Annotated in this window: 11 protein-coding genes; 8 read left to right on the top strand and 3 right to left on the bottom strand. The window is 52.2% G+C overall.

What is annotated here, in order from left to right:
* Positions 1 to 12: 12 nt before the first annotated feature.
* Positions 13 to 924, bottom strand: coding sequence for a dihydrodipicolinate synthase family protein (locus Enr17x_RS08120; protein ID WP_232100986.1), 912 nt, complete (start codon positions 922 to 924; stop codon positions 13 to 15).
* Positions 925 to 955: 31 nt separating this feature from the next.
* Positions 956 to 2,008: a pyridoxal-phosphate dependent enzyme gene (locus Enr17x_RS08115; RefSeq protein WP_145307635.1), complete on the bottom strand. Its 1,053-nt coding sequence runs from the start codon at positions 2,006 to 2,008 to the stop codon at positions 956 to 958.
* A 336-nt stretch (positions 2,009 to 2,344) separates the two neighbouring features.
* On the opposite strand from Enr17x_RS08115, the gene Enr17x_RS08110 reads away from it, so the two are divergent.
* The 4 genes from Enr17x_RS08110 (at position 2,345) to Enr17x_RS08095 (ending at position 5,832) form a co-directional block, all read left to right on the top strand.
* Entirely contained in the window at positions 2,345 to 3,052 is a 708-nt protein-coding gene (locus Enr17x_RS08110) for a FadR/GntR family transcriptional regulator (protein WP_198001024.1), read from the top strand.
* 223 nt (positions 3,053 to 3,275) lie between these two features.
* Positions 3,276 to 4,169 (top strand): DUF1559 domain-containing protein, encoded by an 894-nt coding sequence (locus Enr17x_RS08105; protein WP_145307631.1) that lies wholly within the window; start codon positions 3,276 to 3,278, stop codon positions 4,167 to 4,169.
* Between the two features lie 88 nt (positions 4,170 to 4,257).
* Positions 4,258 to 4,692, top strand: a complete 435-nt coding sequence (locus Enr17x_RS08100; protein ID WP_145307629.1) for a hypothetical protein — start codon at positions 4,258 to 4,260, stop codon at positions 4,690 to 4,692.
* A 72-nt stretch (positions 4,693 to 4,764) separates the two neighbouring features.
* Complete coding sequence (locus tag Enr17x_RS08095) at positions 4,765 to 5,832, top strand: sialidase family protein (RefSeq protein ID WP_145307627.1); 1,068 nt, start codon at positions 4,765 to 4,767, stop codon at positions 5,830 to 5,832.
* A gap of 27 nt (positions 5,833 to 5,859) precedes the next feature.
* Here Enr17x_RS08095 and Enr17x_RS08090 read toward each other — a convergent pair whose 3' ends face one another.
* Positions 5,860 to 6,336, bottom strand: coding sequence for an MgtC/SapB family protein (locus Enr17x_RS08090; protein ID WP_198001023.1), 477 nt, complete (start codon positions 6,334 to 6,336; stop codon positions 5,860 to 5,862).
* Positions 6,337 to 6,727: 391 nt separating this feature from the next.
* Between Enr17x_RS08090 and Enr17x_RS08085 the strand changes: the two genes are divergently transcribed.
* Genes Enr17x_RS08085 through Enr17x_RS08070 form a run of 4 tightly spaced genes read left to right on the top strand, consistent with a single transcriptional unit; the run spans position 6,728 to position 12,794 of the window.
* On the top strand, positions 6,728 to 7,825 hold the full coding sequence (locus tag Enr17x_RS08085; RefSeq protein WP_198001022.1) for a LacI family DNA-binding transcriptional regulator: 1,098 nt from the start codon (positions 6,728 to 6,730) through the stop codon (positions 7,823 to 7,825).
* Between the two features lie 35 nt (positions 7,826 to 7,860).
* Positions 7,861 to 8,799: a sugar phosphate isomerase/epimerase family protein gene (locus tag Enr17x_RS08080; RefSeq protein WP_145307623.1), complete on the top strand. Its 939-nt coding sequence runs from the start codon at positions 7,861 to 7,863 to the stop codon at positions 8,797 to 8,799.
* Between the two features lie 38 nt (positions 8,800 to 8,837).
* Complete coding sequence (locus tag Enr17x_RS08075) at positions 8,838 to 11,390, top strand: PSD1 and planctomycete cytochrome C domain-containing protein (RefSeq protein ID WP_198001021.1); 2,553 nt, start codon at positions 8,838 to 8,840, stop codon at positions 11,388 to 11,390.
* A gap of 33 nt (positions 11,391 to 11,423) precedes the next feature.
* A complete protein-coding gene (locus Enr17x_RS08070; protein WP_145307619.1) occupies positions 11,424 to 12,794 on the top strand; it encodes a DUF1501 domain-containing protein in 1,371 nt (456 codons plus the stop codon).
* Positions 12,795 to 12,845 lie beyond the last annotated feature (51 nt).

Here is a 12,845-nt window from a genome sequence, read left to right as displayed (position 1 = left end):
CAGCATTCTTGTTTAAGCTTCGACAGACGAAACAGTTTTTCCGGTAAAGATCTTCTGAATAAGCGGATGTTCGGCAAGCTGCGTCTGCTCAGCTGCAGTCAAAGGACGCATGGGACGGGGCGCGAAGTTTCCGGGAATCCCCCGCATGTTTAAAATCGTCGTGACCGTTGAAAACAGCGGTGCGGAAGAAGTAACCAGAAGACGCAGCAATTCCGACAGATCCTGCTGAATCAACGCCAACTCATTCCAGTCCTCAGATTCCGTGGCCGCGACCATCTTTTCAATCCACTCCGGTACCAGGCCATAAATTCCATCCAGATGTTCGCGGACTCCGGATCGCAGCAGCACATCCATTAAATTAGGTTGTGCCACAATGACGCGAAACTCATCACCAATCGTATCCAGCACGGGCCGAATCGTGACAAAATGATCCGAGCATTTAATTCCGTGAATGTTCGGATGCTCTGCCAGCTTGAGCACGGTTTCCACTTCCAGCTTCGTCCCCGTTGTCTGAGGCAGGTCGTACAGGTACAGGGGTTTGGAACTCAACTCGGCCAGGGACAGATAATAATCGACTAGATCTTCCTGACTGTATTTGATGAAAAAGGGAGCCAATGCAACTACACCATCAATGTCAAATTGTTCGACTATGCGAATGCGATCGCGGGTCCGCACGAAACTCGTATCGCCGACCCCCACCAGTATCTCCGCTTTACCTGCATTAAACTGCACACTCTGTTCGACCAGTTGCCGATACGTCGATTCCGTGAGCAACTGCATCAACCCCATTGTCCCGGCGACTAAGAATCCATTGATGCCATGAGCCAGTTGATCATGAATATGCGCTTCCAGTCCCGGAATGTGCAATTCTTCCTCAGGCGTCAATGGTGTTCCCAGTGCAGTAATCATCTTGATTGAACTCATGATAGAAATCGACTTTCTTTTGAATGGGAATTTAAGTAGTCAGATCAATAAATTCAGGCAGTGTGACGACCGGACAGACTGAAGAAGCCAACATACGATCGAGGGCAGCCTGGTCTTTAAACCCGGTCCCTGTTACGACACAGACCACTGTCTCCTCGCGCTGAATTTTGCCTGCTTTGGCCGCCTGCAAAACGCCTGTCAGGGAAACCGCAGCCGCCGGCTCGCAGAAGATGCCTTCCTGACGCGCCAGTTGGGACTGCACCTCAAAAACGGTTTCATCGTCGACGAGATAACCAGTGCCCCCCGACTGCCGGCAGGCGGCTATCACTTCGTTTCCGTCAAGCACACTCGCCACCTGCAGTCCACCGATTGCCGTTGTACTGTGACAGGGCTGCGCCTGATCCGCTCCCTCGCGTAACGGACCGGCGATCGTATTGTTACCCGCCGGCTGAACACAGTGCATGGCAGGCAGGCACTCGATTTTTTTCTGTCGCAACGCTGTTTCGAACCCGTGTACCAGCGCCAGCAGCAGCCCCCCGCCCCCGGCGCAACAGAAGACATGATCAATCGACCGTGATATCGACTCCGATTGACTTACCAGTTCTGAACCAATGGCTTCCACTCCCATCATACTGACGGGACTATATTGATAACTGCTGATCTGAAGCTGCGCATCCGCAGCCGAACCAACGTGCCTGAGATACTCAAAGGCCTCTCGGGTAATTTCCGGGTCGGCTCCAAAATCCTGAATCTTCCAGATTTGAGCACCGTAGGCCAGCATCTGTTTCAACTTATTTTCTGGTGCGCCAATAAACACAGCCACCTGACACTCCATTCCGGCGGCGGCACTGTAAGCCGCCAGCGCGGAACCGGCATTCCCGCTGGACGAAGTCACCACTCGTGTTTTGCCCTGCGACTGCATATCGGTAATCGCGGCAGCAGCAAAACGATCTTTGTAGGACCCCGTGGGATTGATTGTTTCCAGTTTGAAATACAAATGATCGAGCCCCGCGCCTGGCCCCAAAGAACGAGAACGCAAGAGAGGCGTTTGTCCTTCTCCTAATGTGAAATGATTCGTATCCATCGACCAGTCCCTGATGAGAAATGAGTGATTCATTGATGCCTACAGCCAAACATCAAACACACCTGATTTCTATCAGAGCCTTTTTCAAAACATCAGTAAACTTGTGCAAAACGTCACTAATTTTCTTGACGTCCACGCTTGCAGTTATATGATAATACTTCAGATTGTATTACAATCTCATATCTTATAATACAAAATCAGTTTGCTGGCAACGAATCGATCCCACGCTTTGGAAAGCCGATTCAAGAAACTGGTGTTCTGTGGTTTGTCCACGCGAGCCCTGTTTGCCATTTTAAATGACGCTCACACGAAAGCAGTTTTACAATGAAAACATCGATGGATGCTCGTCCCCAGGAATCAGCGAAAACCTTAAGTGCTGAACTGGCCGATCACCTTTGTGAACGAATTCGGAACGACCGCCTCGCCCCCGGCGACCGGCTGGGAACAGAAGCCGATCTGGCAGATCAGTTTGGCGTCTCGCGCACTGTGGTTCGCGAAGCCATCGGATCACTCAGAGGCTTGGGGGTAGTCACAGGACGCCAGGGACTTGGACTCTGTGTTGCAGAAGCCGATAACTTTTCCTCCGTTTTGCGAAAAGCACTCGTACCGCAAGTGGCCAGCCCACAGGGATGGCGCGAACTACAGCAACTGCGGGCCGTCATCGAAATCGGCTCCATCGCGCTGGCAGTAGAATTGATTACCGCTGAAGAAATTATTCGGCTGCAAACCATTGTCGTCGAAATGCAACGAGTCATGCAAAAGATCAATCAGGATCCAGCCGGCTCCAGTAAAGCATACAAGGAGTTGGACTGCCTGTTCCACCAGACCATTCTGGCCGCCTCGCATGGCAATTTTGTGAAACAGTTCCATGGCGTTCTGCTGGATTACTTCCATGCAGGCGATTTGTACGGCCATCCCCCCACCAGCAAAGGGCTGCGGGATCACGAACTCATCGCCAATGCCATTGCGGACCGGAATACTGACGCAGCAACGAAACTCCTGACAGACCATTTGAAACCACAGTTAAAAGCACCCTGTGAATAGACCAGTGAATAGCATAGAGAAATATTAGCTAAAACGAGATCCGTCAATATACGATTCCAATCAGCAAGACGCCTTTGTCTCTGATTTTAAAAATAAGACCGCTCGATCTGAAAAAACAGTTTTAAATTGATCATCAAAACCCTGCGCAGGGGGAATGTTGTATCTTTGTGCCGAGATATTCTTTTCGTATATGTTCATTGCTATATTTGATGGAGACAGTGCTATGTTACTGGTCAACTCAGAGAAAAGAACGCGTGGATTTACACTGATTGAATTACTGGTGGTGATTGCCATTATTGCCATCTTAATTGCTCTACTGCTGCCTGCAGTCCAACAGGCACGTGAAGCAGCACGGCGGTCATCCTGTAAGAACAACATGAAACAAATCGGTCTGGCATTACACAATTATCACGACGTGCATCTTGCCTTTCCGTCCGGTCGAATGAGAACAACGGCCAGTGACTACCTGGGACATAGCACCCAGACAATGCTCTTACCTTATATCGATCAGGCCTCGCTCTACAACCAGATGAACTTTACGGTCGGTTTTAACAGTGCCCCTAATTTTGCATTAGGCCAGACGGTTCTGCCCGCTTTTCTATGCCCTACCAATCCGACAACAGAGGGAGTTGATTACACGGGCTCTAACCCGGGCCCCGATGCAGCACGCACACATTATGAAGGCATTTCGGATTCCGGAACCGGACGACGAGGAACATTAAGTATCGTCGTATCGAACGGCAATGGGCTTTTCTTCTGGAACTCGAAGGTCAAACTTCGCGATATCATAGACGGTGCCAGCAATACCCTCGCATTTTGCGAGGTCATTTCCCAGGGTGCCGGTAAGCATGGTACACCAGCCTGGATTGCTTACGGAGACGGAATTGGAACAATCAACGGCATTAACGCACCGTGGCAAACAAACGGCGGTAAGCTTCCATTGACTCACAACATGTACAATGGAGATGCTTTCAGTGGACCAGCCAGTTTCCACGAAGGAGGCTGTCATTTCACTTTGGGTGATGGCAGCGTGAGGTTTCTCTCTGAAAATATGAGTCAGACTGTACTGACAAGTCTGACCACCCGCGCAGGCGGAGAAGTCGTTGGCGAATTTTAAGTTGACATGGATCGCCATCACGGCGATCCGTCTTCCATACCAAAGGCACACGGCTTGTTCAAACAGCTTTTCCGAGGAGTACAACTCAATGCGATTAATGTTGATGGGGGCGGGACTGACGATGATGCTCCTGGGATGCGGGAGTTCATCAGGGCCTGAATTAATTGATGTCAGCGGCGAAGTCTCTTATCAATCTGAACCAATCCAGGACGGCGTGATCAAATTCGTGCCAACACAGGGCAGTCAGGCACCAAGACGAACCGCCGCCATCAAGGAAGGAGAATACGATGCCTCTGGCCGAGGTGCTCTTGGCGTGGGCACCTATAAAATCGAAATCATGGCCTACTCCGGAGAACCAGCCGACACAAAATCCTATCCGGTTTCTGATGCCGAGTCAGAGAAAAAACAAGCGAAACCTCGAGAGCAAATCCTGCCTGACAAGTATAATACCAAATCCGAAATTGAAGAACTGACAATTGAATCAGGCAGTAAAGCAATCACGAAGAATTTTAATTTGGAATAGGCAATCAATTCGCAATCAACCCCCGCCTCTTCAATACAAGATCAACATCTTTGTAATCCAAGGCAGAGAGAAATGAAACCAATCCTTCTTTTCACCGGAATCATCACAACAACGCTGCTTGCGACGAATCTGTCTCTCGCGGAATGGAACCATCCGCAGACACAAAAGCTGCCGCATCAACATCTGGGTCCCTTTCTGAAATTATCAAATGACAGCCTGCTGGCGCCCGATGACAAACAGGTTTTGATCAGCCAGGATGCCGGCAAAACGTGGAGCGCAAAACCGCTGTATGCGCATCCCGAGAAATTCCAGACCAGCCGGGAGCGCGCCATCATCCAGACGCGCAAAGGAACCATCATCCTGGCCTTCATGAATCTGGCCGAGAAAAAATTCCATTGGGATGACAGCAAAGGAGGGCCACAATCGGACTGCTACCTCCCCGCTTATATCGTCCGCAGTACTGATGGAGGACAAACCTGGCTGCCTCCGCAAATCATTCAGGATGATAGCTGGTGTGGCGCTATTCGCAGTATAATTCAGACCAAATCGGGGCGCATCATTGTCGCGGTTTCCAAAGCCATCGCCAACCCGGGACGGCACGTGATGCTGACCTACTATTCAGACGATGAAGGCGCCACCTGGAACCACAGTAATATGATCGATCTAGGCGGTTCAGGCGATCACGACGGTGCAATGGAAGGCACGATTGTCGAATTGAAAGACGGGCGGATTTATGCATTGATCCGCACCCGATTCGGATGCTTCTGGGAAGCCTTCTCTACCGATGAAGGCGCTTCGTGGCGTACGATTCGTCCCTCCCAGATTCCTGCCAGCAGTTCACCTGCGATTCTGAAACGACTGGAAAGCGGCCGGATCGTGATGCTCTGGAACCGCTTTCGTGATCCCAAGCGAAAGCGCGGACGCCGCGAAGAATTGTCCCTCGCGTTTTCCGATGACGAATGCAAAACCTGGAGCGCCCCCGTCATCATCGCCCGCGATTTAACGCCGGCAGGACAGAAACGAGAAAACCGGGTCTCTTATCCGTATGTGACAGAAGTCAAACCGGGAGAACTCTGGATCACCACTATGCAGGGCCCCGTTCGTTTGTCCCTGAAGGAAGCGGATTTCATCGCAAAATAAAGAACCTGCGACCTTAGCAGTAGTCTTTCAACGTTCAATAGAATCATTGTTGTCAAATTCATTGGCAGCCGAGGTACCTTCGACACCTTCTCCTGAGGACTTTTTCCAGCCGTGAATATGATGTGATGCGAGAACTCCAAAGATAATCAGGGAAGTCAGCGTCGCCAGCAGATACATCCCAAAACCGACCGCAGTCCCCACAGCAGCAGTCGACCAGATGGTCGCCGCTGTCGTCAGTCCCACGGTCCGGCCACGGTCCCGCAGGATGATGCCAGCCCCCAAAAAACCGACGCCAGTCACAATGTTTGCAGCGAGTCGTGACGGCTCCGCTCCGGGAATATGCGACGAGACCAGGGCAAAGACGCACGAGCCAAGCGCGACCGCGGCGTAAGTTCGCATACCGGCTTCGCGTCCATGCCATTCGCGTTCCCAGCCAATAAAACCACCCAAAACCGCAGCGACGAGAGCACGTACTGCGAACATTAATTCTAATTTCCAATCCATATTCCCTACCTGACGATTCCCGTTCATGATTCGAAACAGTGTCACTTTCCTCATACTATCACTCAAATTGGCAGACTGATAAAGAGCAATACAGGCTCCCGTTCAACTGAACCTCAATACGGCTACGGACCTAAAGCCGTCGCCAGAACCTGATCACATCAAAAACGCAAATAATAACTATTTGCGTAAATCACTTTTAGTTCACCGTGCTCTCGATTTCCATCAATCTTGATACATATAACCTTATTCCACTTTACATCTATCACTCGATCGTTTATCTACAAGATTGAAGCGATTCAGAAATGAATTTCCACAACACGCAACTTCCTGCTATATGCATTAGTTTGCGTGACACTATTCATTAATGACCAATACGCCAACGAGGCCCCCTGTGAGTAAAACCGCCGAACTCGTCACTGTCAAAACCGTCGCCAAAGCAGCCGACTGTGCAGTCAGTACTGTGAGCCGCGCCTTACGAGACGACCCGAGTATCAGTGAAGCCGCCAAGCAACGCATTCGAAAAGTTGCAGCATCACTGGACTACCGCCCGCTTCGTAAGCGACGCCCCAAATCTGAGTCCCACGAGAATTCCACCAGCATCCTCAAAGGAAAACAACTACTCGTCCTCTCTCTCGGGTTAGATCGCTCACTCATCTCACTCCCCGTAGTCAGTTCCGCCATTAGTGGCGTTGAAGACGCCTTCTCTGAACTGGGAGTTCATTTTCAAGTCGCGCATGTTCCGGATCTCCAGGCCGTTCCCCCCCATTTGGATTTTGACCAGATCGATGGTCTGTTTCTCATCGGAGCACTCCAGGGAAAAATGCTGATCGAATCAAACAGCACTCTCTTGAACCGTCTCTCGCAAATCCCTTCGGTCTGGCTCTTGGGACGCCCCGAAGGTTGCTGGGGCGATTGTGTCGGTGCGAATGATGTGCTCCTGGGCGCGAAAGCCGCCGACTTCCTGGCCGATCACGGGCATCAAAACGTCGCCTTCCTGAGCCCCAAACCCGATCACCTGATTATGCAAAACCGAGAAACCGGCTTCGTTTCCCAAGCCGTGCGACGTGGACTCAACGTACAACGTTTTGTCGATCCCCCCTCGAAAGGCTGGACGTTGCCTGTCAAACCGCCACTCTCAACGGAAGCCGTGCAACATCTGGTCGATCAACTCTTGAAAGCCAAAACACGCCCCACAGCATTGTTCGCCGGTGCCGACAGTGTCGCAGCGGTCGTGTATGGTTCATTGGCCCGACGAGGAATCAAAGTGGGTGAAGAGATCAGCGTCATTTCAGGCAACAACGATCACGCCTTTATTACCGGCCTCTATCCACAACTCACCACGTTTGACATTCACGCTCATAACATCGGTCGTCTGGCAGTGCGTCAACTGGAAACCCGACTGACCATGGGCAACACCATTGCCAACGTCGACTTAACCCTGGAACCGCACCTGACCCCCGGCGAATCAGTTCGTCGTCTCAACAGCTAACACCAACCAATGATCCTGACAGAGGAATATCCGATATGAAGCCGCTCACACGTCGCCAGTTTCTTTATTCCACCAGTGCCGCCGCCATCAGTCTGGCGGGCGTCAACAGGTTACCGGCAGGAAAACCAGCCAAGCCCCAATTAACACTGGGATTCAGCCTGTACGGCATGCCCCATATGAAAACCGAACAGGCGCTGCAGGTTGTCGCGGATGTAGGTTACGATTCCGTTGAGCTCTGCCTGATGGATGCCTGGGACGCGACGCCGCTCAAGCTCAATGCCCAGCGGCGTACCGAGGTCTCGAAAAAACTGAATGCCAGCGGCTTGAAACTGACCTCACTCATGGAACACTGCGACCTGACCGGCTCCAAAGCAAGCCAGCAGAAAGTCCTTGAACGACTGAAGCGGGCCGCCGAACTGGGACACACCTTGAAACCGGAACAGCCACCGTTGATTGAAACCACGGCCGGCAGCGGAAAATGGGATGAGCGCAAATATGAAATGCGCGATAACCTCAAAGAATGGGCCAAAGTCGCCGAAAGCACCAAAACCGTCATCGCCGTCAAACCGCATCGGGGCGGCGTCGTTGATCGCCCCGAGCAAGGCGTCTGGCTGGTCGAGCAGATCGACAGCCCCTGGATTCGCCTGAACTATGACTATAGTCACTTTACCCACCGGGACATTTCCCTGGAAGATTCAATGCGGATCATGATGCCCTTCACCAGTTTCATTCAGATCAAAGATACGGTCCTGCAAGACAACAAAGCCCGCTTTGTTCTCCCCGGCGAAAGTGGCGACATCGACTATGTGCAGTTACTCAAACTGGCAGTCAAAGACGGCTACCGAGGCGATATCTGCTGTGAAGTCAGCGGCATGGTGTTCAAACAGAAAGGCTACGATCCCGTCGCAGCTGCCAAAACCTGTTATCAAAATATCGCCCCCGCCTTTCAGCAGGCAGGAATCGCACGCGGCTAATCAGCATTTTTCTGATCCCCATTGGTATGAGTTCAACCATGATCGATCATCATCGAAGTCAAATTCAACGTTTCCTCTTGGCATTGGCGGCACTCTTCAGCCTGCCGAGCGCGCTCTCTGCAGCCGAACCAGCGAAACCCCCTGCCAGTCAGATCGAATTTTTTGAGTTACATATTCGACCCGTATTGATCGAACAATGTGCCGACTGTCATACAGGCGATGCCGACGCGGAAAGCAGTCTCGCCGTCAATTCCCGATCGGCGTTCATCAAAGGGGGCGAATTCGGGCCAGCCATCATCCCCGGTAAACCTCAAGAAAGTCTCTTGTATCAATCCATCCAACGCACTCACAAAGCACTCAAGATGCCTCCTGATGAGGATGATAAACTGAGTGCAAAAACCATTCAGCATTTCAAACAATGGATCGAATGGGGCGCCCCCTGGCCTGAAGAAAAAGTCAAACCACTGACCACATCTCAGGCGAAGAAAACCGAGCCACTGACCACATCGCACTGGTGTTTCCTGCCGCGTCAGTCGGTTGCGCCGCCAAAAGTCAACAATCAAGAGTGGGCCGCTTCGCCCATCGATCGCTTTATCTTCGAGCGACTGGAAAAAGAACAACTCACGCCCGCCCCCCTGGCGTCCCGGCGGACGCTGATCCGTCGGGCCACCTTCGACCTGACCGGCCTGCCCCCAACTCCTGAAGAAGTAAGTCATTTTCTGAATGACCCTGACAATGATCGAAAAGCTTTTTCCAAAGTCGTCGATCGCCTGTTGGCATCACCCGCGTATGGCGAACGCTGGGGCCGTCACTGGCTGGACGTCGCACGCTATGCCGACACTCAAGGAGATGTCGGAGACTTTCCGATTCCCGATGCTTATCTCTACCGCAACTGGGTGATTGATGCATTCAACGATGACCTCCCCTATGATCAGTTTCTGCAGGCCCAGTTGGCCGGCGATATTCTGGCGAAACAGGAAGACGATCCAGAACGTGCCCGGCAGCTCAAAATCGCGACCGGTTTTATCGCCCTCTCCCGCCGGTTTGGCAATACGCGATATGAAGACCAGCACCTGACCATTGACGATACGATCGACACCATCGGTCGCGGCATCATGGGCGTCACACTCAAATGTGCCCGCTGTCACGATCATAAATTCGATCCGATGCTCGCCACCGATTATTACGGTTTGTACGGCATCTTTGAAAGCACGCTCTACCCGACCATGGGCGCGTCCAACGAACCCTCGCCCACACAACTCGTCGCCGCGGAAAATGATCCGGATTCACAACAGAAAATCGACGAATACTGGGATCTACTCAGCCAGTATCAACATCAGATTCGAAACCACTTCCGCCCCTGGCTCAAACCAACGCTCGAAGAATACAAACAGGTCGCTGCCAAAATCAAACAGGCAAAGAAAAACGGGCAACCGACCGAAAAACTCGAAGCACGGCGGCAAAAACTGCTGGCCTCTCACAAAGGAAAATTCCGCGAACTGATGGAACACGGCTTACCCTGGTTGAAAAAAGAAAAAGCCAGACTCGTCAAACAGCCCCCGGCAGAGATGTTGTATGCCGTCATCGACGGGAAACCGCACCATGCGAAACTGCATCGCCGTGGCAATCCGGAAACTCCCGGCGATGTTGTGCCGCGCCAGTTCATCAGCGTGATCTCCAAAACCAAACCGGATTTAGATCAGAAACGATCCGGGCGCGAAGAACTTGCCAACTGGATTACCGCAGCCGAGCATCCGTTAACGGCCCGCGTGATCGTCAACCGACTCTGGTATCATCACTTCGGACAAGGGCTGGTTAAAACCGTCGATAATTTCGGTGTACTGGGAGCCGCTCCTTCGCATCCCGAACTACTCGATTATCTGGCCAATCAATTGATCAAACAACAATGGTCGCTTAAGGCGCTGCATCGCCAGATGATGCTCAGCCGCGTCTATCGACTGGACAGCAATGACATCAAGGAAAACAGCCAGCGCGATCCGGAAAACGTTTATCTCTGGAAATATGCCCGCCGACGACTCGATGCGGAATCGATTCGCGATGCGATGTTGTTTGTCTCGGGTAAACTGGACCGTGAACCAGGCGGCCCGCATCCCTTCATCCCCTGGCATAAAAAAGGCTACAGTCTGAATGGACCGTTCCACAAAGTTTACCCGTCCCAAAAACGGAGCGTGTATCTGATGACACAACGCCTGTTTAAGCACCCGTTTCTTGGCTTGTTTAATGGACCGGATACGAACGAAACCACGGGAACGCGTACCAGTTCCAATCTCCCCACACAAGCACTCTATCTGATGAATTCGCCTTTTCTTCCCAAACTCGCAGACGCATTCGGAAAACGCATATTGCAATTAGACCAAACCGAAGAAAAACAGATCCAGACCGCGTTCCAGATCGCCTTTTCACGGAATCCCACACCGGAAGAACTGGTTGAATTTTTACATACTCTGCACGCATACCGCGCGCAGATTCTGAAAGAACAACCGCAGGATTCTGCGACAGCAAACCAGGCAGCGTGGACGGGGCTCGCCAAAGTACTGCTGACGAGTAACGAATTCTTTTTCATCGACTGATGCCAACCGCAGTTGCCACTGAGGAACGACAAAATGCATAATTCCAAACACATTCATCGCAGAAGCCTGCTGCAGGCGGGGCTTTTGCTTCCTTCCGTGTTGCCCGCGAGCGATAGCGTGCCTCATCATCGACCCCAGGCCAGGCATGTGATCATGCTTTATATGTCAGGCGGATATTCGCACGTTGACACCTTCGACCCCAAACCCGCATTAACGAAACGACACGATCAATCGATCGGCCAGGAAGACAAAGCGGCGGTCTCCGGGCAGCCGAAAATCAAACGATTTCTGAAAGCCCCATTATGGAAATTTCGCCCGAACCGGGAATGCGGGACGGAAGTCAGTGATCTGTTCCCCCACATTCGCCAGCAGATGCACGAAGTCGCCTTGATTCGCTCGATGAGCTGTGATCACCGCGATCATGGCGAAGCCACGCTGCAACTGCACACCGGCAGTACCACCACCGCCATGCCAGGCATCGGCGCCTGGATGAGTTACGGTTTAAAATCATTTAATGAGAACCTGCCCTCACACATTGTTATTTCCGAACATCGCCCCTACAACGGGCCGCAACTGTGGGATGCCAATTTCTTACCCGCCGTGAACGGTGGTGTGCAGGTTGTGCCCGGCAATGATCCGATTCCATTTCTGAAGTCCCCAACATCACAAGCGCGACAGCAACTGGAACTCTCTCTCTTGTCAAAAATGAATCAACGCCATCTACAGCAACGCCAGCAGGATGGCCAACTCGCCGGACGCGTCGCGTCCTTTACCGCCGCCACAGGTCTGCAACAGCAGGCACCCGAAGCCCTTGATCTTTCCAAAGAAACAAAGGAAACATTGACCGCATACGGAGTGGAACAGGGAGATCAATCGAGTTACGCCGCCCAGTGTGTGATGGCCCGCCGCCTGGTCGAACGGGGTGTTCGCTTTATTGAAGTCATCGACGCCGTCGGCGCCTGCCGGGATAATTGGGATGCCGCCCACCGCGATATCGCCTCGCATGAAAAATATGCTCGCCGTGTCGACCAGCCGATCGCTGCACTGATCACGGATCTGAAACAGCGGGGCCTCCTGGAAGACACGCTGCTCGTGTTCTGCACAGAATTCGGCCGTTCTCCCTGGGCACAGGACGGCAAAGGAACCAAATCGCGCACGCATCATCCGAATGCTTTTTCCTGCTGGCTCGCCGGCGGCAATGTGCGCGGCGGTGTGATTCACGGCGCAACCGACGACATTGGAAATTATGTCGTGAAAGACATGGTTCACGTGCATGATTTCCATGCCACGATCTTACATATCATGGGGCTGGATCATGAGAAACTGACCTACCGCCACGCCGGCCGCGACTTCCGCCTGACCGACGTCCACGGTCACGTCGTCAAAGAAATCCTCAAAGCATAGGGACAACTAAGCCCTCCTGGATGTGACGCTTTTTTCGACACTGCTGGCACT

The sequence above is a fragment of the Gimesia fumaroli genome (assembly GCF_007754425.1).
Lineage (GTDB): Bacteria > Planctomycetota > Planctomycetia > Planctomycetales > Planctomycetaceae > Gimesia > Gimesia fumaroli.
The sequence above is the reverse complement of the archived record's forward strand: the minus strand, read 5'-3'. Positions and strand labels throughout refer to the sequence as shown.